Source organism: Actinoplanes sp. NPDC026670 (assembly GCF_040638175.1).
Taxonomy (GTDB): Bacteria; Actinomycetota; Actinomycetes; order Mycobacteriales; family Micromonosporaceae; genus Actinoplanes.
The window spans coordinates 298,757-320,580 of sequence record NZ_JBEZXU010000003.1 but is presented as its reverse complement, the minus strand read 5'-3'; the positions used below and the strand labels follow the sequence as shown (position 1 = coordinate 320,580).

General features: G+C 69.0%; 23 protein-coding genes and 2 riboswitches. Of the genes, 6 read left to right on the top strand and 17 right to left on the bottom strand.

Translation table 11 applies throughout. The features are described from left to right. Positions 1-8 precede the first annotated feature (8 nt). The gene (locus tag AB0E94_RS05070) at positions 9-482 is read left to right on the top strand and encodes a response regulator transcription factor (protein ID WP_360322696.1); all 474 of its coding nucleotides are present in this window, start codon (positions 9-11) and stop codon (positions 480-482) included. 17 nt (positions 483-499) lie between these two features. Here AB0E94_RS05070 and AB0E94_RS05065 read toward each other — a convergent pair whose 3' ends face one another. The 4 genes from AB0E94_RS05065 to AB0E94_RS05050 all read right to left on the bottom strand — a co-directional run bounded on the left by AB0E94_RS05065 (position 500) and on the right by AB0E94_RS05050 (position 4,067). Continuing rightward, entirely contained in the window at positions 500-1,522 is a 1,023-nt protein-coding gene (locus tag AB0E94_RS05065) for a S66 peptidase family protein (protein WP_360322694.1), read from the bottom strand. Between the two features lie 40 nt (positions 1,523-1,562). Continuing rightward, the gene (locus tag AB0E94_RS05060; RefSeq protein ID WP_360322692.1) at positions 1,563-2,288 is read right to left on the bottom strand and encodes a zf-HC2 domain-containing protein; all 726 of its coding nucleotides are present in this window, start codon (positions 2,286-2,288) and stop codon (positions 1,563-1,565) included. After that, positions 2,285-2,806, bottom strand: a complete 522-nt coding sequence (locus tag AB0E94_RS05055; protein ID WP_093620254.1) for a sigma-70 family RNA polymerase sigma factor — start codon at positions 2,804-2,806, stop codon at positions 2,285-2,287. Before AB0E94_RS05055 ends, AB0E94_RS05060 begins: the two co-directional genes overlap by 4 nt. 151 nt (positions 2,807-2,957) lie before the next feature. Further along, the gene (locus tag AB0E94_RS05050; RefSeq protein WP_360322690.1) at positions 2,958-4,067 is read right to left on the bottom strand and encodes a neprosin family prolyl endopeptidase; all 1,110 of its coding nucleotides are present in this window, start codon (positions 4,065-4,067) and stop codon (positions 2,958-2,960) included. Between the two features lie 299 nt (positions 4,068-4,366). On the opposite strand from AB0E94_RS05050, the gene AB0E94_RS05045 reads away from it, so the two are divergent. Next, a complete protein-coding gene (locus AB0E94_RS05045; protein ID WP_360322767.1) occupies positions 4,367-4,867 on the top strand; it encodes a cysteine dioxygenase family protein in 501 nt (166 codons plus the stop codon). Positions 4,868-4,871: 4 nt separating this feature from the next. Here the strand turns inward: AB0E94_RS05045 and AB0E94_RS05040 are convergent, their stop codons facing one another. The 3 genes from AB0E94_RS05040 to AB0E94_RS05030 form a co-directional block, all read right to left on the bottom strand. Beyond that, a complete protein-coding gene (locus tag AB0E94_RS05040) occupies positions 4,872-5,435 on the bottom strand; it encodes a hypothetical protein (protein ID WP_360322688.1) in 564 nt (187 codons plus the stop codon). A gap of 51 nt (positions 5,436-5,486) precedes the next feature. Then, on the bottom strand, positions 5,487-5,858 hold the full coding sequence (locus tag AB0E94_RS05035; RefSeq protein WP_360322686.1) for an Atu4866 domain-containing protein: 372 nt from the start codon (positions 5,856-5,858) through the stop codon (positions 5,487-5,489). Positions 5,859-5,970: 112 nt separating this feature from the next. Continuing rightward, on the bottom strand, positions 5,971-6,570 hold the full coding sequence (locus AB0E94_RS05030) for a TetR/AcrR family transcriptional regulator (RefSeq protein ID WP_360322684.1): 600 nt from the start codon (positions 6,568-6,570) through the stop codon (positions 5,971-5,973). A gap of 187 nt (positions 6,571-6,757) precedes the next feature. Here AB0E94_RS05030 and AB0E94_RS05025 point away from each other — a divergent pair, with 187 nt between their 5' ends. Then, positions 6,758-7,654: an ABC transporter permease gene (locus tag AB0E94_RS05025; protein ID WP_360322682.1), complete on the top strand. Its 897-nt coding sequence runs from the start codon at positions 6,758-6,760 to the stop codon at positions 7,652-7,654. Further along, positions 7,647-8,417, top strand: a complete 771-nt coding sequence (locus tag AB0E94_RS05020) for an ABC transporter ATP-binding protein (RefSeq protein WP_360322680.1) — start codon at positions 7,647-7,649, stop codon at positions 8,415-8,417. Before AB0E94_RS05025 ends, AB0E94_RS05020 begins: the two co-directional genes overlap by 8 nt. A gap of 25 nt (positions 8,418-8,442) precedes the next feature. Here AB0E94_RS05020 and AB0E94_RS05015 read toward each other — a convergent pair whose 3' ends face one another. Then, entirely contained in the window at positions 8,443-9,471 is a 1,029-nt protein-coding gene (locus AB0E94_RS05015) for a hypothetical protein (protein ID WP_360322678.1), read from the bottom strand. A gap of 4 nt (positions 9,472-9,475) precedes the next feature. Beyond that, positions 9,476-9,613, bottom strand: a riboswitch (cyclic di-AMP (ydaO/yuaA leader). Positions 9,614-9,820: 207 nt separating this feature from the next. Continuing rightward, a riboswitch (cyclic di-AMP (ydaO/yuaA leader) is annotated at positions 9,821-9,954 on the top strand. 4 nt (positions 9,955-9,958) lie between these two features. Between AB0E94_RS05015 and AB0E94_RS05010 the strand changes: the two genes are divergently transcribed. Then, positions 9,959-10,990, top strand: coding sequence for a hypothetical protein (locus AB0E94_RS05010; protein WP_360322676.1), 1,032 nt, complete (start codon positions 9,959-9,961; stop codon positions 10,988-10,990). Positions 10,991-11,053: 63 nt separating this feature from the next. Here the strand turns inward: AB0E94_RS05010 and AB0E94_RS05005 are convergent, their stop codons facing one another. The 5 genes from AB0E94_RS05005 to AB0E94_RS04985 all read right to left on the bottom strand — a co-directional run bounded on the left by AB0E94_RS05005 (position 11,054) and on the right by AB0E94_RS04985 (position 18,336). Next, on the bottom strand, positions 11,054-13,417 hold the full coding sequence (locus AB0E94_RS05005) for a glycoside hydrolase family 65 protein (RefSeq protein ID WP_360322674.1): 2,364 nt from the start codon (positions 13,415-13,417) through the stop codon (positions 11,054-11,056). Positions 13,418-13,440: 23 nt separating this feature from the next. Then, positions 13,441-14,175, bottom strand: a complete 735-nt coding sequence (locus AB0E94_RS05000) for a beta-phosphoglucomutase family hydrolase (RefSeq protein WP_360322672.1) — start codon at positions 14,173-14,175, stop codon at positions 13,441-13,443. 90 nt (positions 14,176-14,265) lie between these two features. Further along, entirely contained in the window at positions 14,266-14,739 is a 474-nt protein-coding gene (locus AB0E94_RS04995) for an ATP-binding protein (RefSeq protein WP_360322670.1), read from the bottom strand. An 82-nt stretch (positions 14,740-14,821) separates the two neighbouring features. After that, a complete protein-coding gene (locus tag AB0E94_RS04990; protein WP_360322668.1) occupies positions 14,822-16,114 on the bottom strand; it encodes an ABC transporter ATP-binding protein in 1,293 nt (430 codons plus the stop codon). Positions 16,115-16,476: 362 nt separating this feature from the next. Next, complete coding sequence (locus AB0E94_RS04985; protein WP_360322666.1) at positions 16,477-18,336, bottom strand: DUF5941 domain-containing protein; 1,860 nt, start codon at positions 18,334-18,336, stop codon at positions 16,477-16,479. A gap of 323 nt (positions 18,337-18,659) precedes the next feature. On the opposite strand from AB0E94_RS04985, the gene AB0E94_RS04980 reads away from it, so the two are divergent. Next, positions 18,660-18,857, top strand: coding sequence for a PspC domain-containing protein (locus AB0E94_RS04980; RefSeq protein WP_360322664.1), 198 nt, complete (start codon positions 18,660-18,662; stop codon positions 18,855-18,857). Positions 18,858-19,029: 172 nt separating this feature from the next. Here the strand turns inward: AB0E94_RS04980 and AB0E94_RS04975 are convergent, their stop codons facing one another. The 4 genes from AB0E94_RS04975 to AB0E94_RS04960 all read right to left on the bottom strand — a co-directional run bounded on the left by AB0E94_RS04975 (position 19,030) and on the right by AB0E94_RS04960 (position 21,815). Continuing rightward, a complete protein-coding gene (locus AB0E94_RS04975) occupies positions 19,030-19,824 on the bottom strand; it encodes a DUF4230 domain-containing protein (RefSeq protein ID WP_360322662.1) in 795 nt (264 codons plus the stop codon). 105 nt (positions 19,825-19,929) lie between these two features. Beyond that, entirely contained in the window at positions 19,930-20,226 is a 297-nt protein-coding gene (locus AB0E94_RS04970) for a type II toxin-antitoxin system VapB family antitoxin (protein WP_317788963.1), read from the bottom strand. A 51-nt stretch (positions 20,227-20,277) separates the two neighbouring features. After that, positions 20,278-20,895, bottom strand: coding sequence for a nitroreductase family protein (locus AB0E94_RS04965; RefSeq protein WP_360322659.1), 618 nt, complete (start codon positions 20,893-20,895; stop codon positions 20,278-20,280). Next, the gene (locus AB0E94_RS04960; protein WP_360322657.1) at positions 20,895-21,815 is read right to left on the bottom strand and encodes an aldose 1-epimerase family protein; all 921 of its coding nucleotides are present in this window, start codon (positions 21,813-21,815) and stop codon (positions 20,895-20,897) included. Before AB0E94_RS04960 ends, AB0E94_RS04965 begins: the two co-directional genes overlap by 1 nt. Positions 21,816-21,824 lie beyond the last annotated feature (9 nt).

The following is a 21,824-nucleotide window of genomic DNA, read 5'->3' as shown; positions in this document are numbered from 1 at the left end:
AGGTATCCGTGCCCACCGTGTTGATCGCCGACGACGAGGTCGACCATCGAGAACTACTGACGCTCGCCCTGCGGCGGCTCGGCTACGACGTGGTCACCGCCGGCGACTCCTCCAGCGCCCTGGCCCGGCTGGCCGCCGGCGGTGTCGACGCCGCCCTGATCGACGTGCGTATGCCAGGTGGTTCCGGCATCGAGCTGTGCCGGCAGATCCGTGGTTCCGCCGAGACCGAGATGCTGCCGATCATGGTGATCAGCGCCGACGTGCACCGCCACCAGATCATGACCGCCCTGCACGCCGGCGCCGACGACTTCCTGCCCAAACCGTTCAGCCGGGCCCAGCTCACCACCCGCCTGGAGGCTCTGCTGCGGACCCGCCCGAGCGCCGCCGCCCGATCGGCCGCGGCGGCCCGGGCCGCCCTGCTCGCCACCCGCCACGCCCTCGTCGAGGAGGCGCCGGCTGTCCCCTACCGGCACACCGCCTGACCCATCTCAGTCGGGCTTCAGTAGTGCGCGGTGATCCGCCGGGCCGGGCCGTCGACGGTGATCCGGCCGCCGTAGGGCAGCACCCACTGCGGTGAGGTGTGCCCGAAATCAACACCGAACACCACCATCGCCTCCGGGTTGTACGCGGCCATCGCCTCGAGCACCGCCGCACGCTGCTCCTCGCGGTACGCCGCACGCCCCTCCACCGGTCGAGGGTCGAAGAGGGCAGTGGCCTTCGCGGTCGCCACCAGCACCGCCGGGAACTGCCCCAGCAGCCCGCGCTCACCAGCGTTGCGCAGCATGGTGAACACCTCCTTGGCCGACGGCATCTCCTCCGACGTCTCCAGGAGCAGCACCGATCCGGCGTACCGCTCGGCCGGGTGGATCCAGCGACCGGCCGCCAGGTTCCAGTGCAGGATCTCCAGGCAGCCGCCCCAGGACGATCCGCTCACCACGCGGTCCGGCTGGTGCCAGAACCGCCCGGGGCTCGGCACCGCCGCCGGTGACCCGGTCAGCGCCTCCGGCCGGTCCCAGCCCAGTTCCTCCTCGCAGAACGTGTCGACCGGGCGGATCTCCAGCTCGGTCTTCTCGAAGAGGGCGGCCCGCAGTGACGTCAGGTGCTCCGGGTCGACGCCGGCGCCGCGGGCCAGGTGCACCATGGTCGAACCGCCGTGGAACGCCGGGATGTCGTGGAACCAGAGCCAGTTCAGCAGGTTCGTGTTGTCCGAGAACCCGAAGAACGGCTTCGGATCGGCCCGGAACACCTCGGGGTCGAGGTGCGGCAGCACGGTGATCTGGTCGTTGCCGCCGATCGTCGCGAACACCGCCCGGATCGACGGGTCGGCCCAGGCCGCCATCAGGTCGGCGGCCCGGTCGGCCGGCGACGCGCCGTGCACGCGGGTGGTCGGGAACTCCACCGGCTCCAGGCCGAGCTCGTCACGGATACGGCGCAGGCCCAGCTCGTGCACGGCCGGGAAGAGCGCCGGCGCGGCGAACGATGGCGAGAGGACAGCGACGCGGTCACCGGGGCTGAGTTTCATGTCTGTCATTGAACCCGCCCCGGCAACCGGGTTTGCGCTGTCACACCGTCGCCGTGCCGAGCACCTTCCCGTCCTTGTCGGTGATCAGGATCGCCTCGACGTCGGTGGCCGGTGTCGAGCTGGCGCCTGTCAGTTTCGCCTCACCATCCGGGGTGCTGCCCCAGACCGCGGCCTGCTCGGTCTGCCCACTGCGGTTGCGGACCAGGCACAGGAACGGCCCGTTGCCGCTGATCCGGGTCACGTCGAGCGACACCTCGACACCCCACTTCTTGGGGGTGAGTTTGGCCTCGCCGGTCAGCCCACTACCGGGCGCCGGCTGGAACCGCGCGTTGAGCAGTTGCACGCTTGCCGTCGGCAGCGCTTCCGGGCCGTTGTCCGGCGGGTTGGCGCCGTTGGTGAAGATCCCGTAGGTGACACCCGCGGCGGCGACCAGGGTGACCGCGGCGACGGCCAGCCACCGCGCCCGGTTGACCCGGGTCTCCTTGAACTTCTCCGCCCGCATCCGGCTGAGCAGCGTTTCGATGTTCTGCGAACTCGGCCTGGCGGCCGGACCGACCGCGAGCGCCGCGCTGCCACCGAGATTCCGCGCGTCAGGCATCTTCTGCAGCATTTCCGGTACGGGTGACAGCCGGTCCAGTTCAGCCCGGCACTCCGCGCAGTCGGCCAGGTGGGCATCGAGCAGTTCGGTGTCCGTCTCGTCCAGCCCACCGAGGAGATAGCCACCCAGCAGCCGATGCAGCGTCTGGTGGTCGTCTAGGTCGCTCATCGCAGCATCCCCATCTCCTCGAAGACGGTACGCAGCGCGCGTACGGCGTAATACGCGCGCGATTTCACCGTGCCCTCGGGCACCGAGAGTCTTCGGGCCGCGTCCGCCACGCTCTGCCCCTCGTAGTACATCTGCTGGATCACCGCCCGGTGTTCCGGCGACAGGCGTTCCAACGCCTCCGCCACCAGCCAGCCTTCCACCATCTGATCAACATTGTCTGCCGACGGCACCGAGTTGACCGCGTTCTCATCGGCGACCAGTTTCGGCCGGCGCTGTTCGGCGCGCCAGGCGTTGGTCACCACGTTGCGAGCGATGGTGAGCAGGTACGACCTGGTCCGGCCCGGTTCCGGGTCGAGATGGTCGATGTGCTTCCAAGCTCGTAACAGCGTCTCCTGAACCAGGTCCTCCGCCTTGTGCCGGTCGTTCACGTACCGGGAGACGAAGTTGATCAGGACGGCATAGTGTTCGGTATAGAGCGCGGTCATCAGTTGCTCGTCGGGGTTCACCCGTCGCTTCATCGGCGCCAGCTCTCCCTCGGGTTCGGCCCGGCCACCCGGATGTACATCGTGGCATGTGGACCGGTTCAAGGGTGGCCCGGAAAACCTGGAAAAGGTCGATGCCCGGCCCCCGAATCGGGGACCGGGCATCGGTTGTTCAGGGGGACGTCGGTCAGGCCCCCAGGCAAGCGTCCTTGCGTGCCTGCGTTTCGGGTCCGCCGCCGTACCTCAGCGTCCGGGCGCTCAGCTTTTTGATCGTGTACTCGGGGGATCCCAGGGTGTAGGCGATCGGGTCCGGCGCCGTCGTCGTGCCGATCAGCGAGATGCTGCCGATCCGGGCGGCGGTGGTGTTCTCCAGGCTCCCGCTGACCCCGTTGCCCATCTGGGTACACGGCACGGAGTTGGCGGGGTTCGAGGCCACCTCGCCGTACATCTTGACCGTGGTCGTCTTGGAGAAGTCGATGGTCCAGTGCTTGGCCGGGAAGTAACCGACCCACTCCGAGTCGTAGGCGATCCACCAGGCGTTGTCGTAGAACTCGATACCGAACCGCTTCGTGGTGTCCATCGGGAGCGTGTCACCGGGCGCGATGTTCTTGCTGTACTGCTCGAAACCGCAGCCGTTGTAGCACTGGGGCACGCCGTCGACCCAGGAGTAGACGAACAGGTGCGGGTCGTCGTCGCCGTTGACGGCCCGGTTCACCGTCCAGCCGACCTCGACGGCCTGGTCGATCTTGTCCTTGCTCGCCACCACGGCCAGCTCGGCCAGCGTGTGGAAGTCGTCCTTGGCCAGCGTCGGCTTGTGGATGGTCAGGTTGGCGTAGGCGCCCTGGGTGACGACGTCCTGCGCGGCGACGTTGTAGTGGTAGAGCACCTTGGAGTCGGCAGCCGCCTTCGAGTTGATCCCCGGTGGCGCCGGCGGCACGACACTCGTCTCCGCCCGTCGGAGCGAGTTGGTACGGGAGGTGGTGCGGCCCTTCGGTGCGTACACCTCGCCGGCGTCGGCGCCACTCGCGTCGGGGGCTGCGGCGTCGAGCCCGGTCACCTTGAGCGATCCGCTGCTCGCCCCGTCCCGGCCGGTCTGGATGTCCTCGGGCACCGCGCCCCACGGCAGGCGGGCCGGCGGGGTCCGCAACGGCTCCTCCGCCTCGACCGGGGCCGCAGCGGGTGCCGGGCCCTCCGGAATCTCCTCCGCGCCCGCGTTGAGAGTCGAGGCGACCCCGATGGTGCCGATCACGACTGCGGATATGCCGGCGGCGAGCAGCGCGCGGCGAGACTTCAACACGTGTCCGTCCTCGTTGTCGGGACATCGGAGGAGGGGGCCTCCGGCGGCCGGTTCCGGGCGCGCTGGTCACCATATAGCGTTCACTATTCGGCAGGGACCGTCTGAGCAGCGTATTTCGGCGGAACGGCTGATAGGCCTAGGCCGATCTGGTGACACATCTACCGATTTACGGTACGCAGTGTGTCGTCCTCGTTGCGGAGCGAAGCTTTTCGCACCCTGCCCCGAAAGAGGCAAAGCTCAACAAGCTTCTTTCTCGCGACACGTGGTTCCGGGATTCCTCACGCGCGGCGGCCGATCATGTGATAAAACCTATCAGGTCTATAGGGTTTATAGAGGAGGATCCTGTGACGCTCGATCACGTCGCCATCGCCCAGCGTTTCTCCCTCGCTGCCGCGGAATGGGCCGTCACGCCCCACTTCGATCCGGTCGAGCGCTGGTACCACCGGCTCGCGGTGGCCGACGACTACGAGGTCTGGCTGCTCACCTGGATGCCCGGGCAGGGCACCGAGATCCACGACCACGGCGGTTCGGCCGGCGCGTTCCACGTACACGCCGGGACCCTCGTCGAGGACACCGTGTCGGTCCACGGCGGCACGCCGCGCGTCGTCTCGCGGGAGCTGGGCGAGGGTGTGAGCCGCCGGTTCGGCAGTCACCACATCCACCGCATCGAGAACCGCTCCAGCCGTCCCGCGGTGAGCGTGCACGTCTACGGCCCGGCGCTGACCAGCATGACCAAGTACCGTCTCGGCCCGGATCGCCTGGAGGTCCGGACCGTGGAGCGGGCCGGCGCCCAGTGGTGACCCGCTACTGCGGGTAGACCACGCCCGAGCGGCCGCTGTAGAGGTGCCGGGTGCCGTCCCGCTCGCGGCCGGTGTTCGGTGCGTCGAGCCAGACGATGTAGGCCGCGCCCGAGGTGAGCCCGGTGATCGTGGTGCTCACCGCGCACCCGGTCCCGGCCGGCACGTCCTGCCACACCGGCTCCGGCTGGCGGCCCACGACGACGCCCTGGAGCACCGCGGTCACCCGGTAGTTCGAGTTGTACTGGGTCGGCCACTCGACGGTCAGCGACCCGCTGCCCGGGGTCACCTCGACCGGGATCATCACCGGTTCGGTCCGCGGCCAGATCCGGGTGCAGCTCGGGTCCGGGGTCGGCGCGGAGAGCGAGACGGTCGGGGTGGCGGTCGGCTTGCCGAAGCTCTCCGACGGGGACGGCGTCGCCTTGCCCTGGTCGACCACGATCCACTGCTTGCCGCCACCGGCCGCCGCCGACGAGTCTCCGGTCTTGTCCTTGCCGAGGCCCAGTGCGGCACAGCCGCCCAGCGTCAGCGAGGCCGCCGCCAGCACGAGCGCGATCCTGGTGTGCCGCATTCATCCCCCCGGGTCGGTGTCCCCCACCCATCGGCGTGCCGGCGCGGCTCCTTAGACAGGAGTCGGGCGCAGGCGGTGCCCGGCCATCTCCAGTTCGCCGTCGTACACGTGCACCGGGGTCTGCAGGCCGGAGTCGTCGCGGAGCACGACCGACTCCCCGTCGATCAGATAGGTGCCCCGGGCCGGGCGGCGGCGGCCGGCCACCTCGCCCGCGTACGTGCCGTCCCGGCGCAGCTGGAGCTTGACCACCCCGTCCTGGCTGCGCCAGGCGCCCACCACGGCGGCGCCGGTGACCACCCTGGGACGGGTGGTCTCCGGTCCGCCCTGGGCGCTCACGGTGCCGTTCAGGGCGATGGCGAGGAGAGAGGCGGCGTCGAGCACGGTGAAGTCGACGTGGGGTTCGCAGGCGGTGGCCATGATCATCGGGCTCCGGTTCGGTCGGGGTCGGCCTCTCCGGTCGGCACCGACGGCCCGCGCTCCTGGGTTTCCTGAGTTGCGATCGGGAGCGAACCGGTGCGCTTACGGGTGCGGTGGATCAGCCGGTGGCCCGCAGCGCCGCCGTGACCGCAACGGTGAACTTCTCCAGGTAGTCCTCCTCGATCGGCTCCCGGGCCACGGCCAGCCGCCAGTAGAGGGGGCCGAGGATCAGGTCGACCGCGACCGCCGGATCGGTGCCGGCCGGCAGCTCGCCCCGGGCCACCGCCTGCCCGATCAGCTTCTCGCCGACCGCCTGCTGGTGGGTGCGCAGCGCACGCTGGAGGGTCTCCGCGATCTGCGGGTTGCGGGCGGCCTCGGCCATCAGGTCCGGGATGATCTGGGATGCCATCCGGTGCCGCAGCGCCGTGCTGACGATCATCAGGAGCAGCGAAAGGTCACCGGCGAAACTCCCGGTGTCGGGAAGTGGAACTTTCCGCTCCGCGACATCCGAGATTATCTCCATTACCATTTCGAGCTTGTTGCTCCATCGACGGTAGATGGCCGTCTTGCCGACACCGGCACGACGGGCAACCGCTTCGATGGACAGCCGGCCATAACCGACCTCAGCCAGCTCGTTCATGACCGCGTTGCGGATCGCCACGGTGATGTCGCCTCGGAGCACCGCCGCTCCGGCAGGTGCGCGCTTAATCGTCGCCACCCGGTCACTATAGCGCTACGACGTAACGGTTGCGTTCCGCCGTTTGGTCAGCTACCGTCACAGCCACGTCGATACGAACCCGTTTCATCGGCGCGGTCGAGGGCCTGTCATGCTGCATGCTGTGTCCTCGCACCAGGCATCGGATCCCGCCGCGCCCCAAGGGCCGACCAGATCGGAGCACCACCCCATGACAGAGACGGCGGTCGCCTCGGCCGACGCCGGCCTCTCCCTCAAGGAGCTGGCCCGGCGCCACGGTTTGAGCGCCTCCGGACGGCTTCCCAGCCTGACGGAGTATTCGCGGACCCTCTGGTCGTACCGGCACTTCATCCGGGCACACGCAAGCGCCAAGATCACCTCCTCGCTGGGCAACACCAAGCTCGGGGCGATCTGGCAGGTGCTGACACCGATGATCAACGCCGGCGTCTACTACGTGATCTTCGGCGTGGTGCTCGGCGGCCATCGTGAGGTACCGAACTTCATCGCGTACCTCTGCATCGGTGTCTTCGTCTTCCAGTTCACCCAGTCGGTGGTCCAGACCGGCGCCAACGCGATCACCGGCAACCTCGGCCTGATCCGGGCACTGCACTTCCCCCGGGCCAGCCTGCCGCTGTCGGCCGCCCTGGTCGAGATCCGCAACTTCATCGTGGCGCTGTTCGTCCTGATGGGGATCGTGCTGATCACCGGTGAGCCGATCACCTTCGAGTGGCTGCTCCTGCTGCCGCTGCTGCTCCTGCACTCGATCTTCAACCTGGGCCTGGGCCTGTTCATCGCCCGCTACGGCTCGAAGGTCCGCGACGTCAAGCAGCTGATCCCGTTCGTCATGCGGTTCTGGCTGTACGGCTCGGCGGTGCTCTACCCGGTCTCCAAGTTCAAGGACGTGCTGAGCGGCTGGAAGCTCGAGGTCGTCGAGGCCAACCCGCTGCTGGTCTTCATCGAGCTGGCGCGGCACGCGCTGCTCAAGGAGGCGACGCTGGCCAACCCGCCGACCGTGCTGTGGATTCAGGCGACCGTCTGGAGCCTGGTCGTCGGCGTCCTCGGCTACCTGTACTTCTGGCGCGGAGAGAAGGGCTACGGCCGTGGCTGAGACTGAGCGCATCCCCACCGTCATCGCCGACGAGGCCCACATCGTCTACAAGATCCACCAGGCCGGCTCGGTCAGCGCCAGCCCGCTCGCCAGCTTCAAGCGCCTCACCACCCGCAGCAAGAACGTGAACATCCGTGAGGTGCACGCGGTCAAGGGTGTGAGCTTCGTCGCGTACAAGGGTGAGGCGATCGGCCTGATCGGCACCAACGGCTCGGGCAAGTCGACCCTGCTGCGCGCGGTGGCCGGGCTCCTGCCGGTGTCCAGCGGCGCGATCTTCGCGGCTGGCCAGCCGTCCCTGCTGGGCGTCAACGCGGCCCTGATGAACGAGCTGCCCGGCGACCGCAACGTCGAACTGGGCTGCCTCGCGATGGGCATGTCGCCGGCCGAGGTACAGGCGAAACGGGACGAGATCATCGAGTTCTCCGGCATCAACGACAAGGGCGACTTCTCGTCACTGCCGATGCGGACCTACTCCTCGGGCATGTCGGCCCGGCTCCGGTTCTCCATCGCCGCGGCGAAGAAGCACGACGTGCTCCTGATCGACGAGGCGCTGGCCACCGGTGACGCGAAATTCCGCAAGCGCAGCGAGGAGCGGGTCCGCGAGCTGCGCCGTGAGGCGGGCACGGTGTTCCTGGTCAGCCACAGCGAGCAGTCGATCCGGGACACCTGCGAGCGCTGCATCTGGCTGGAGGCCGGCGAGATCCGGGCCGACGGCGCGACCTCCGAGGTGATGAAGGAGTACGAGGCCTTCACCCGCAGGTGAGGCCCCGCACTCCTCCGGCGCCGGGCTAGTTGACCGACAGGTGCACGTGGTTGGTGTGGTCGCTGGACGGGTCTCCGCCCGCCCCGCTGTACGACTTCCAGCCACTGCTCGGTAGCCAGATCCGGCGGTACCAGATCACGTAGAGCACGTTCAGGTTGTCGGCGTTGTTGATGAAGTAGTTCGCCAGGTTGTCGCCGTACGTCTTGTCGGCTCCGGTGGCGTCGCCGCCGAACGTGCCCTTCTCGGCCGAGAAGTCGCAGGCCCGGCCCTTGGGGTGCTCGCCGCTGTTCTGCTCCCGCCAGCACTTGGTGAACCTGGTGAAGCCGTCGGCGCGGGCCTCCTTGTAGGCGTGCAGGAGGGTCGCGGTCACGCAGCCGCCGGTCCCGGTCGGGTCGGTCTGGTTGCAGCTGGTGCCGCTCGGACCGGGCGACGCGTCCTCGCTGTCACCGCCGTCGGACGACGAGCTGGCGTCGGCGCCCTGGTTCGCCGCTTTCAGGGCCGCCTCGGCCTGCTCCTTCTGTTTCGCCATCACGGTGACCTGCTTCTGCTGGTCCTTGATGGCGATGTCGATGGAGTCCTTGGCCTTCTGCTGGGTGTCGCGGGTGGTCTTGAGATCCTCGATCGCCCGGTTCTGGTCGGCGGCCACCAGGGCCAGCGTCTCGGCCCGGCCCAGGAAGCCCTCGGCCGAGTCGGAGCTGAGCAGCGCGGCCATCGGCCCGCCCCGGCCCGCGGTGTACGCCTGGGTGGCGAGCAGGTCGAGCCGGTCCTGCTGGGGTCCCAGCTCGCCGTCCAGCTTCTTCAGCTCGGCGGTCAGCTTGGCCTGCTGTTCCTTGGAGGTCTTCAGCTTGGCCTTCGCCTCCACGAAACCCTTGGAGGCCTTCTCGAGTTTCTCGATCAGTGACGCGGAGCCGCCCTCACCGTCGTCACCGGAGTCGCCGGGGGCGGCGAGCAGCCGGGGGGCCGCGGTGGCCGGCGTCGGGGCGACGGCCAGTCCGCACGCGGCGACGAGCAGCGCCAGCAACGCCGCTAATCGCCGCGCAGTGTTCTGCTGCACAGGAATTTCCTTCCGTCGGCCGCCGGCCGGGTTAGCTGACGGGTTCGGGACGAAGGAAATCCCTACCGCTGGTGAGCGGATTCACCCCAGGGAATATTGGTTCCCCGGCTCGCCGATAACGGCGATTAGGCGGCGGCTCCCGTACGGGAACCGCACCGACCATACCCACTCGATCGACAGATCGACAGTTCTCGTACGCCCCGCAATGGCCTCGACACGAGCGGTGACAACAATTACGGATAGTCGTTGCGACGTAACACTTTTGGCCGTTCCCAGGGTCTGATCCACGGCGATATCTCGGGTAAACTGGCCGCCGGTCCTGCCAGGACGGCACCGCCCCCGAGTTGCCGGCAGGCCGCCGCCCAATCGTCGAAAGGCGAGCCGGGGAACCAGGTCACTGGGGTGTATCCGCAGTTTGCGGTAGGGATTGCTTCCGTCCCGAACCCGTCAGCTAACTCGGTCGGCGGTGACACGGAAGGAACTGTTGATGACCGCAAGTCCCCGCCGGTGGCTGATACACGCCCTGGCGCCGCTGGTGGCTGTCGTGATGCTCGCGGCACCCGCGGCTCCGGCTTCGGCCGAGCCCGGCGGCTCGTCGTCCACTGCTCAAGAGCAGGAGCAGAACGGTGGCGACGGAGACGCAATCCTCTCCGATGTGATCGAGAACACGAACCGGCGCTACGTGTCCGCCAAGGCGGCCGTGCAGAAGTCGGTGAAGGCCCAGGCTCAACTGGCCAGCCAGATCAAGCAGGCCGAGGCCCGGCGCGACGTGCTGATCCCCGAGGTCGACAAGATCGCCAAAGAGCAGTACATGACGGGCAACCTGAGCTCGATCGGTTACCTGCTCAACGCCAACTCCTCGGGCGACTTCCTGGAGAAGGCGGTCTCCCTGGAGGAGATCAACCGGCTCCACGACGCCAAGCTGCGTGAGCTCAACGAGGCACTCCGGACCATCACCGAGAGCAAGGTCCGGCTCGACGCCGAGGTGAAGCAGCAGCAGCAGGACGCCGCCGCGATGAAGAAGCAGAAGGACGCCGCGGTCGACGCGCTCGCCCTGGTCGGCGGCAAGGGTGTCACCAAGGGCCTCGTGGTCGCCGACTCCCCGGAGGCCGCTCCGGCGCCCCGCAACTCCAGCGGTGGCTTCTCGGCCGAGGGTTGCACCGAGAAGGACCCGACCACGAACGGCTGCGTCACCAAGCGCACGCTGCACATGTACAAGGAAGTCAAGAAGGCCGGCTTCAGCAACTTCGTCGGCTGCCATCGCGACGGTGGGCCGTTCGAGCATCCCAAGGGCCGCGCCTGCGACTGGTCGCTGCAGAAGTCCGGGTTCTCGACGTTCGACACCGACAAGGAATTCCGGTACGGCAACAACCTGATGGCGTTCCTGGTGCGTAATGCCGACGCGCTCGGGATCTACTACGTGATCTGGAACAAGCAGATCTGGTTCCCTGCCAACGGGTGGAGCAACTACCACGGGGTCAGTGACCACACCGACCACGTGCACGTGTCGATGCTCTAGAACCTTCACGTCACGAGAACGGCCCCCGTCCGGTGGACGGGGGCCGTTTCGCATCTCGAACGGTCAGTGCAGCGCGCGCCGCACCGGGGCCCGGCCGTGCGGCTGGGCCGGCGCCGGACCGGCCGGCACCGCAGCCGGGATCGGGATCGTCACCGGGCGCACCTGGGTGACCTCCAGCTCCTTGCCGTGGTGCAGCAGGGTGAGCCGGGCCTGGCCGCCGCCGTTGCGCAGGGAGTAGGTGACCTCATCCGAGGTCACGCTCACCCGCAGCCGCAGACCACGCCAGAGCAGCGAGAACTCCAGGTTGTTGATCCGGCTGGGCAGGCGCGGGGCGAACGACAGCTGGCCGTTGAAGTCACGCATGCCACCGAGACCGGCGACCAGCGAGATCCAGGTGCCGGCCAGGGACGCCACGTGCACCCCGTCCCGGGCGTTCTGGTGCAGGTCGTGCAGGTCCATCAGGGCGGCCTCGCCCAGATAGTCGTGCGCGAGCTCCAGGTGCCCGGTCTCGGCCGCGAGGACGGCCTGGATGCAGGCGGAGAGCGACGAGTCCCGTACGGTCCGGGCGTCGTAGTAGGCGAAGTTGCGCGCCTTCTCCTCCGGGGTGAACGCGTCCCCTCGGATGTACATCGCCATGACCAGGTCGGCCTGCTTGACCACCTGCTTGCGGTACAGGTCGAAGTACGGGTAGTTCAGCAGCAGCGGGTACCCCTCCGGCGGGGTGTTCTCGAAGTCCCACTCCTGAAGCCGGGTGAAGCCCTCGCACTGCTGGTGGACGCCGATCTCCTTGTCGTACGGGATGTGCACGGCGGCCGCCGCGTCCCGCCACGACGCGGTCTCCTCGTCGTCGACCCCGAACCGCCGGGCCAGGTCCGGATGGCGTTTGCAGGCGTCGACCGCGGTCATCAGGTTCTGCTGCGCCATCAGGTTGGTGTAGATGTTGTCGTTCACCACGGCGGTGTACTCGTCGGGACCGGTGACCCCGTCGATGTGGAACCGTCCGTGCCGGTCGTGGTGTCCCAGCGACCGCCACAGCCGGGCCGTCTCCACCAGCAGCTCCAGGCCGACCTCACGCTCGAAGTCGTAGTCCCCGGTGGCCTGCACGTAACGGCGGACCGCGTCGGCGATGTCGGCGGCGATGTGGAACCCGGCGGTGCCGGCCGGCCAGTACCCGGAGCACTCCTGGCCCCGGATGGTCCGCCACGGGAACGCCGCGCCCTGCAGGCCGAGTGTCTGGGCCCGCTCCCGGGCCAGGTCCAGCGTCGAGTGCCGCCAGCGCAGCACGTCGGCCGCCGCGGAGGGCTGGGTGTACGTCAGCGCCGGCAGCACGAACGTCTCGGCGTCCCAGAAGGTGTGGCCGTCGTACCCCGGCCCGGTCAGGCCCTTGGAGCCGATCGGGCGCTGCTCGGCCCGGGCTCCGGCCTGGAGCGTGTGGAACAGCCCGAACCGGACGGCCTGCTGCACCTCCGAGTCGCCCTCGACCTTGACGTCCGAGTGGTCCCAGAACGCGTCGAGGTAGTCCCTCTGCTGCTGGACCAGGCCGTCCCAGCCGTCCAGGCGGGCGCTGGCGAGAGCCGCCCCGACCTGGTCACGCAGGGCGGGCAGCGAACGCATGCTGGACCAGCCGTACGCCGCCAGCTTGACCACCCGCAGCTTCTGCCCCGGCTCGAGCCGGCAGGCGACGGTGGTGCGCAGCCAGTCCGGGTGGCCCTCGGTGGTGATGGCGTGCCGGCCCGGCGTCTCCACCAGATGCTCCATGGCCGCGGCCATCCGCAGGTCGCTGGCCTTGGTGCGGTGCACGAGGATGCCGCCGGTGGGCTGCTCCAGCATCTCCTCGGCCTGTAGCGGGCGGTCCAGCACCGCGGCGACCCGGGGGTCCTTGCTCATCGGCGGCAACTGCTCGTTGGCCACCAGCTCGGACTGGAGGATCAGCCGGGTCGACGCGTCCAGCGGCTCCACCTCGTAGAGGAAGGCCACCACGGCGCGCTGGGTGAACGACACCAGCCGCACGGTCCGCACCCGGATGCCCTGGCCGGACGGCGACACCCACTCGACGACCCGCTCCAGCGTGCCGGCTCGCAGGTCGAGGCAGCGCTCGTGGGAGCGCAACTCGCCGTAGCGCACGTCGAACGGCTCGTCGTCGACGAGCAGGCGCATCAGCTTGGCGTTGGTGACGTTGACCATGGTCTGGCCGGACTCGGGGAAGCCGTACCCGGCCTCGGCATGCGGCAGTGGCCGCAACTCGTAGAACGAGTTCAGATAGCTGCCCGGCAGGCCGTGCGGCTCGCCCTCGTCCAGGTTTCCGCGTATCCCGATGTGGCCGTTGGAGAGCGCGAACACCGACTCCGACTGGGCCAGCAGGTCCAGATCGAGCCGGGTCTCCCGAATGTGCCAAGGGTCGACGGGATAAGCCCGTTCACGGATCACGGTCGTGCCTCTCGTAACTGATTTCAGAGGAGGTCTTTGAGATCTTGAACCACGACGTCGGCGCCGTGTTCCCGCAGCGCGTCGGCCTGGCCCACCCGGTCCACACCGATCACGATGCCGAAACCGCCGGCCCGTCCGGCGGCCACGCCGGCCTGCGCGTCCTCGTAGACGGCACAGTTCGCCGGGTCGAGGCCGAGCAGCTCGGCGCCCTTGAGGAAGGTGTCCGGCGCCGGTTTGCCGGGCAGGCCCAGCTCACGGGCGACGACACCGTCCACCCGGGCCTCCAGGAGGTCGGCGATCCCGGCCGCCTCCAGGACGTCCTTGCAGTTGGCGCTCGCCGACACGACCGCACGGCGTAGACCGGCGGCCTTGGCGGCCTTCAGATACTCCACCGATCCGGGGTAGACCTGAACGGCGCCTTCTTTGATCTTCTGTAGCACGAGCAGGTTCTTGCGATTGCCGATGCCGTTGACGGTCTCCTGATCGGGGGTGTCATCAGGGTCGCCCTCGGGCAGCGTTATACCCCGCGAGGTCAGGAAGGTCCGGACCCCGTCAGCACGCTGACGGCCGTCGACATATCGGTGATAGTCGACCGCGGAATCGAACGGCACGAAAGGTAGCTCATGCTGTTCGGCCCACGATTTCAGGAACGTGTCGAACGTCTGTTTCCACGCAGCGTTGTGTACCAGCGCGGTTTGCGTAAGCACGCCGTCAAGATCGAATAGGCAAGCGGTCACCTGTGAAGGAAGTCCGAGCACGCGCCCAATGTAGCCGGACCCGATCCCGGGCGAGAGGCGAAGGGCAGCTTCACATTTCCACGATGGTTTACAAGTCGTTCAACACGACGTTCAGGCTGCGGAATCCAAGATGATCCGCAGGCCGATCGACGTACCGATCGGCCCGGTGGCCGTGGTCACCTCGTCACAGAGCCGATGGGCCAACCACAATCCGCGCCCGCCGACCTCGAACGCCTCCGGTGTGTGCAGGCCGTCCAGATAGGCGCCGGGGATGCCGGGACCGGAGTCGGTCACCACGCACCACACCGAACCGTCCTCGATCTTCAGGACCACCCGGCCGTTGCCGCCGGCGTGCAGCACGACGTTGGTGAGCACCTCGTTGACGGCCAGGACGAACCCGTCCTGCCGGTCACCGGCCAGGCCGACCGCCGCGAGCAGACGGGTCGCCTCGTGCCGCAGGACCGCGATGTCATCGGGCCCGAAAGCCCGGTCCAGCAGCACCGGCCACTCCCGGGGCGGGGCGGCATCGGCCCTCGGCTCCCCGTCGAGAGCCGAACGCACGCTCTGGCCGATCCTGTCCTCCACCGTGGTGCAGCCTACGCGCTGTGGCCGACCGGTGGCGGGAGGCATCGTGGAACGCGCCCGGAAGTGGCGCGGGTCGTTGCGTTCAGCGCCAGCCGACATCGATGCGATCACCACGCTGGTCGAAGAAGTGGACGGCGTCCATCCGGACCGACACGGCAAGCGGGTGACCGTGCGAGACCTGCGGATACGGCGCCAGACGGACGGCCAGCTCGGCCGGTTTGCGATGGTGCCGGGCGGTTTCGGTCGCCACCCCGCCGGGGCCCTCCGGGGCCACATTTTCCGCGCCCGGGCGCGTCAGCCGCTGGAGTGCCCCGCCCAGCCGTTTGAACGCGCCCCCGCCCTGCCCGCCGGCGTCGGAGACCGCGGCGCCGATCTCGTCGACCACGATGGCCGTGGCGCCGATGTCGAGGTACGCCAGCGACTCGTGCCCGTGGTGCTCCAGGTAGCGGATCCGCCCCTGGAAGACGTGCCCCTGCGTATCCGGGGTGACCGGGGTGAGCGCCTCGGCCCGGATCCCGACCACGATCCGCTCGCCGTGATAGCGGGCCACCGCCCGCGCACGTGGGTCGCTCCATGGCAGGTACAGGGTCTGGTCGCCGAAGCTCAGCGCGATGTAGCGGTCCAGGTGCACATAGACCGCGGCCTCCAGCAGGTTCATCTTCGGCGAACCGAGGAACGCGGCGGTGTAGAGCGTCGCCGGTCGGCGGTACACCTCGGTCGGCGTGCCGAGGTCCTGCAACACGCCCTTGCGCATGATCGCGACCCGGTCCGCCATGGTCAGCGCCTCGGCCTGGTCGTGCGTCACGTACATGGTGGTGACGCCCAGCTCACGGGTCATGCTGCTGATCTCGGCCCGCAGCTCGGCGCGCAGCCCGCTGTCGAGGTTGGACAGCGGCTCGTCCATCAGGAAGATCCCCGGCCGGCGCACCATCGCCCGCCCCATCGCCACCCGCTGCCGCTGGCCGCCGGAGAGCTGGCTGGGCCGGCGGCCGAGCACCTCACCGATGCCGAGCGCGCCGGCGATCGCGTCCACCCGGTCCTGCCGCGGCGACGGCTCGATCCCGGACAGCTTCAGTGGGAAGCCGATGTTCTCCGACACCGTCATGTGCGGATAGAGCGCAAAGTCCTGAAACACCATGGCGATGCTCCGGTCCCGTGGCGGCAGCTCCAGCACCGGCTCACCGTTGAGAAGGATCTCCCCCCGCGTGGGATCCTCCAAGCCGGCGATCATCCGCAGCACGGTGGACTTACCGCAGCCGGACGGCCCGAGCAGGACCATGAACTCGCCGTCCTGCACCTCCAGGCTGACGTTGTCGACGGCATAGGTGCCATCTGGCCAGATCTTGGTGACGTCTTTGAGCGCGACGGTGGACACCGTCAACCTCCCGCGATCGAGTGTCGATCCCGAGCCCACGACGGTCGGCGATCGGGCCCTAACTCTGCGAGTGCCTTCGATGCTTCACCATCGGACGAAAGTGCCATTTGCACATAGTGATCAATCAATTACAGAAACCTGAACACTCCAGGTCCAGCGTGTGCACGTTCACACCCTTATCTGGTACGGCCACCCGCCCCCAACCGCAGCCCACACCCGCCCGGACCACACCGCGACGCGGTCCCACCCAAGACCGAAAGGCGCCTCACGGGCGTAGCCCATCACACCGTCACCCCAACCCCGGGCCGGCTCTCACCGCCGTCTCAAGGCCCGCGAGACAGTGGTGAGAACCAGCCGGGACTTCAGCGGGAGGCTCGGTAGTCCTGGACTGCGGTTCGCGTGAACACGGCGGCGACCGTGGCGGCCAGCAGAGCCGTTCCAGCGGTGGCCCAGCCGATCAAGGTGGACAGGACCAGGAGCAGGATTCGGCCGTCCCAGCCGAGCACCGCACCGCCGGCGCCGGTCGCGGGCGCGCCCTTCTCCATCCGGGCGGTCAGGTCGTAATGCCGCAGGGTGAGCGTGAACAGCAGAAGGAACACCAGCGGCAACGGAACGTCGCCGTAGCGGCCGGCAGCGACCACCACCAGGTACTCGGCGGCACGCAGGGCGGCCGGCACCAGCCAGTCCAGGGAACCGTCGTGCCGGGTCCGGGCGGGGAAACCGGCGAGCAGCACCGGCACCGTGGCCAGCGCGAGCAGCCACGGATACCGGGACGGGTCACCTACCGCGAACACGGTGATCGTGGCCAGCGCGTACCCCAGGAAGATCGCAGCGAACGGCAGCGGCCGCCCGGCGCCGACCCGGCTCAGCACGGTTCGCACCAGCGGCCCGTCGTCGCGGTGCCGGGCGGTGTCGACCGTGTCGAGCACGGCCACCCGCATCGACAGCGCCCGCAACGACCGCAACGCCAGCGTGTAGACCGCCGCGACCAGCCCGAACCCGACGAGCGCGGCCAGCGTGACCCGGCCGTCGGTGGCGGCGGCCAGCACCGCGATCAGCGCCCACCGTTCGCCGATCGGGAAGACCACGATCCGCTTGCCCCAGTAGATCAGCGAGCCCCGCCGGCTCTGCGCGTTCACCGAGACTGCGGTGAGCAGGGCCCCGACCCCACCGGACACCGCGGGGGCGGGACGGGCGGCGGCCTCGTCGTGCAGCGCGCCGTACCAGGTGTCGGTCATGTGCCGGGCGGTCTGCAACACGATCGCGGTGATCGCCAGCGGCCACGCGTAGGGCAACCCGATCCGGTCCGCCCCGGCCGCCAGCCCGGCGTAGACCAGATACTCCTTGGCCCGGTCGGCCATCGTGTCGAGCCAGCCGCCGAACGCGTCGAAGTTCCTGGTGTAGCGGGCCAGCTGGCCGTCCACGCAGTCGAGCACGAACCCGAGGTAGAGCAGCACCCCGCCGACGACCATCCCGATCCGGGACGCCTGCCAGAACAGCAGCGCCGCCCCGGCCGCGAACAACACCGACAGCCCGGTCACGGCGGTCGGGCTCAACCGCAGCCGCGCGGCCAGTCTCGTCACGTGCGGCGACCAGCTGCTCACGGCGTACGTCGTGAAGAAGTCGTCCTGCTCCTTGACCGCGAGCCGCAGGCGCGCCGCATCCTCGTCCACCGCGGAGATCGCGACCCGCGCAGCGGCCAGTTCCTCCGCGGTCCGCACCTGCTCGGCATGCAGCAGCCGAACCCGGGTGGCGACCGGCACGAAGCCGTCGGCGAGCATCTCGGCCAGCAGGTCGGCCCGGTCGACGGCCTTCTCCAGCAGCGGCAGGTCGGCCGGGGCGACACACATCGCCCCCAGGTGACGAACCGTCCCGGCGCCCGGCGCCGCGGGCACCACCCGGCCCCGATCCTCCTTCAGGTCACCGGCCGGGTCGGCGACGACGAGCACGGTGCTGCGGCCGGCCGGTTCGGTGGCGAGGGTCCAGAGCAGGCTGCCGTGCGCCACCAGGTTGTCCGGGCAGATCAGCAGCGGTTCGTCGGCGTCGCGGGCCTGCCGGGCCAGCTCGCGCAGGTGGGACACCTCGTCGGCGCCGGGCACGAGCCTGTCGATCGTCGAGATCCCGGCGGCCCGAAGCGCGCCGGTGAGGTCTCCGGCGAGCCGATCGGCGTCGCCGTCCGGTATGGCCTGGCCGGCCCGGGCGGTCAGAACGGCCAGAGTCACCCGAGCATCACCGCTTGCCTCCTCAAATGCCACAAAACGCCCACCTGGCGAGACGCGAACCCCGTCGGCCAGCCGACGATTCGAGAAACGACAGCCCTCGGTCCGTCAACGACCTCGGACCCGTCAAGGACGCCCACACCCCGGCCGCCACCAGGGCCGAAACGGCTTCAGGTTAACAGCGGACCCCAGGCGGGTACGGGAGACCCTTACGGGAGTTGAACCGCCGGCATCCACCTCGGGGACGAGGGACGGCGTTGCTCCCGTACCTACCGTCGAAGTGGCAACGGCAGAAAGCCGAGGCCACCGCCGAAGGAGTGGATGAAGTGACCAGCCCCCTCAGGACCCGCTCGTTCTCCCGCCCGCGTCACGACCGCCGCATCGCCGGTGTCTGCGCCGGCCTGGCCCAGCGTTTCGGGATGCGCCCCGGAATGGTGCGGCTCCTCTTCGTCGTCTCGTGCCTGCTGCCCGGCCCGCAGTTCCTGATCTACCTGATCCTCTGGGCCCTGATGCCGAGCGAGTAACACCGACCCGGCCGCCGATGACTGAAACGACGCCGGCTTCAAGCTGACAGGCGGCCGTCGGCGTCACCGAGACCCCGGGCATCCCGTCCTCTGCCCCCGTGGCGGGATGCCCGGAACCGAACGACGGGCCGCTCCCCGGCAATGACGCCTTGGGGAGCGGCCCGCCTTCTCGTCATGGGCTGGCGAACGACACCGTCACCGTGGTGTAGCCGAGTCGGGCGAAGAGGCTCTCCAGCATCCGCTGCGTGTTCTCCCGGGCACGCTCGTCCAGCTCACTGGCCCGGGCCGCCTCGGTGATGCGCTGCTGGGCCAACTGATAGACCTGCTGCTGCTTGCTCGGGTCGTCGCGGAACGCGTCACCGATCCGGTTGAACAGGCCGCGCTCCTCGGCCACCACGTAGCTGCGCTCCATGTCGAGCGCCGCGGTCGACTGCTGCGGGGCGGGCAGGGTCAGCTCGATCGTCTTCTTCTCCTCGTCGATCTTCAGCGCGTCGCCGGAGAGGCCGCTGAAGTCCACGTAGGTCTCGACGGTGCCCGAGCCGACGAACAGCGTGCGCCGGTTGATCAGGAAATCGGGGATGTTGTCGCGGTTTTCCTGGAGATCGACGATCACCTGGAACGTGCCGTCGGCCGCCACGTAACGCTGAAGGTCGCGCATGGACTGGAGCAGCACCGGCTGGCTGCGGTCGGTCGTCTCCTCAGCGAACGGGTTGTCGAACGTGGGCAACACGTCCATCGCCCGCAGACCGAGGCAGGACGCGACGATCAGCGCGAAGACGAAACCGACGAAGATCAGCAGCCGCGCGAACCCGCTCGGCCCGGGAGCGGGCTCGACGGGCTCCGGACGATCGGCGACCGCCGGAAGTTGGCTGGTGGGAGGCTCGGGGCTGGTCTCCACAGCGGCCGGCCGATCGGGCACGGCCGGATACTCGCTGGTGGGGTGATCGGGGGTGGGCGATTCGGCCATGCCCTAACGGTACGGAGGGGGTACGACAATTCGCGACCGGAGAGCCCGCACCGGCCTCCGGATGCGCGAAACCATCCAAACCACGACGATCAGTGGGAGAGGAGCTCAGTCCTCCACGACCAGGACCCGGGCGTGGATCTGGTTGCGCTGCTGGAGAGCCGCCCGCAACGCCCGGTGCAGCCCGTCCTCCAGATAGAGATGCCCCTGATACTCCACGACGTGCGGGAACAGGTCTCCGTAGAACGTGGAGTCCTCAGCGAGCAGCTTGTCGAGCGCGAGCTCACGCTTGGTGGTGATCAGATCAGCGAGCCGGATCGGGCGCGGCGGAATCTCCGCCCACTCCTTGAGCGTGGTCTGGTGATCGGGGTACGGGGCTCCGTCCCGGACCGCTTTGAAGATCACGACGGCCGCCCTTTCCGTGAAAACCGTGAACCAGCGTACCCGCCGGGCCGGTCAGGCCTCTCCAGACGAAGCCCACCGGCCATGATGCACCACATCGGCCACCGGCCGGTGGCCGCGCCGCAGTGACGGTGACCTCTTGTCAGCCGCGGGGTACCCGACAGTGAGTGCCCCGATCGGGTGGAATTCGCCGGGCACCCCGAAGGCGTCCTTGAATGCCTGCACCCGGACGGCGGGCAGCCCGAAGAAGCACGAGGCGAGTTCCTCGTTGACCGCCGTGAGGTGCATGAGCAGGGCGGCGAAGCCGGTGTCGATGTCCCAGTACGGCGCGGACCAGCGTGCCTCGTCCCGATCCGTCCAGCCTTTGTCGGGCTGTGCATACCGGTCGAGGTAGGCGGATTTGTTGGACAGCGCCACGATGATCAGCGGCGCCGTCCGCATCCGTTCGAGCCAGCCGCCGGGAGGCCCGTCACCGTCGGCGGTCGACGCCCAGTACAGATCCCGGTCCGGAGCAGAGGTGAGGACCAGGAAGCTCCAGCCCTGACTGAAGCCGGCCGACGGCGCGCGCAATCCATGCGCGACGATCTTGTCGACCAGTTCCGGCGGAATCGGGCGATCCGGGTCGTAGCTGCGCACCATCCGCCGGCGGCGGACGACATCATCGAAATCCATCAGTAACGGACGCCCCACGACGTGGTCCAGGTCGAGCCCGGCTCGAGGACGGTCAGGTCGCGGCCGGTCCGGAAGGCGTCGGGCGGGCAGGTCATCGGCTCGATCGCGATCGACCGGCGGAACCGCTCGCCGTGCAGCGTGTCGGCGGTGAACACCTGCCAGTACCGGAACTTCTCGTCGGCCCAGACCACGATCCGCCGGTCCGAACCCGGGTCGGACAGGGTGAGCGTGGTGATCCCGTCGGCGTCGAAGTCGATGTCGCCGAAGGCGGTGTCGATCACCAGATCACCGATCCGGCGCGGCTCGGAGAAGTCGAACTCGGTGCCGGCGATCTTGGTGGCGCCGATCGGGAGCAGCCGGGCGTCGGCCTGGACCCGGGATTTGGCCGACACCTGCAGCACCGTGTCGTCGACCGAGACACCGGGCAGCCGGAAGTACGGGTGGACCGAGTAACCCCACGGAGCGTTGGCCTCCGAGGTGTTGACCACCTCCTGGTCGCACCGCAGGCCGTCGGCCGACACCGTCCAGCGGGTACGCAGGAGCAGCGACCATGGGTAGCCGACCTGCGCGGGCAGCTCGTACTCCAGGGTGACCGAGGCCGGGGTCTGCTCGGCGAGCCGCCACCGGGCCCAGTTGACCAGCCCGTGGATGGCCGTCCGCTTGGCCGGCTCGGTGAGCGCGAGCTGGTAGGACTGCCCCTCGAACTCGTACTGCCCGTCGCGGATGCGGTTGGGCCAGGGCGCGAGGATCTGGCCGGCTGATCCGGGGGAGATCTCGTCCGTACCGAATCCGTCCAGGATCTCGACGCCGTCGACGGAGTACGACCGGAGCGTCCCGCCGACCTCGACCAGGACGGCCCGGTGGCCGTCCGCCTCGATCGACCACTGGATGCCGGACTTGGCGGCTGACTCTGCGCTCATACCCGGGAC

What these genes read in the sequence shown, in the direction of transcription:
- AB0E94_RS05055 (WP_093620254.1), bottom strand. Translation starts at nt 2,806, where the DNA reads ATGAAGCGACGGGTGAACCCCGACGAGCAACTGATGACCGCGCTCTAT.
- AB0E94_RS05025 (WP_360322682.1), top strand. Translation starts at nt 6,758, where the DNA reads ATGACAGAGACGGCGGTCGCCTCGGCCGACGCCGGCCTCTCCCTCAAG.
- AB0E94_RS05040 (WP_360322688.1), bottom strand. Translation starts at nt 5,435, where the DNA reads ATGCGGCACACCAGGATCGCGCTCGTGCTGGCGGCGGCCTCGCTGACG.
- AB0E94_RS05065 (WP_360322694.1), bottom strand. Translation starts at nt 1,522, where the DNA reads ATGAAACTCAGCCCCGGTGACCGCGTCGCTGTCCTCTCGCCATCGTTC.
- AB0E94_RS04960 (WP_360322657.1), bottom strand. Translation starts at nt 21,815, where the DNA reads ATGAGCGCAGAGTCAGCCGCCAAGTCCGGCATCCAGTGGTCGATCGAG.
- AB0E94_RS04975 (WP_360322662.1), bottom strand. Translation starts at nt 19,824, where the DNA reads ATGGCCGAATCGCCCACCCCCGATCACCCCACCAGCGAGTATCCGGCC.
- AB0E94_RS05010 (WP_360322676.1), top strand. Translation starts at nt 9,959, where the DNA reads ATGACCGCAAGTCCCCGCCGGTGGCTGATACACGCCCTGGCGCCGCTG.
- AB0E94_RS05035 (WP_360322686.1), bottom strand. Translation starts at nt 5,858, where the DNA reads ATGATCATGGCCACCGCCTGCGAACCCCACGTCGACTTCACCGTGCTC.
- AB0E94_RS05060 (WP_360322692.1), bottom strand. Translation starts at nt 2,288, where the DNA reads ATGAGCGACCTAGACGACCACCAGACGCTGCATCGGCTGCTGGGTGGC.
- AB0E94_RS04965 (WP_360322659.1), bottom strand. Translation starts at nt 20,895, where the DNA reads ATGGATTTCGATGATGTCGTCCGCCGCCGGCGGATGGTGCGCAGCTAC.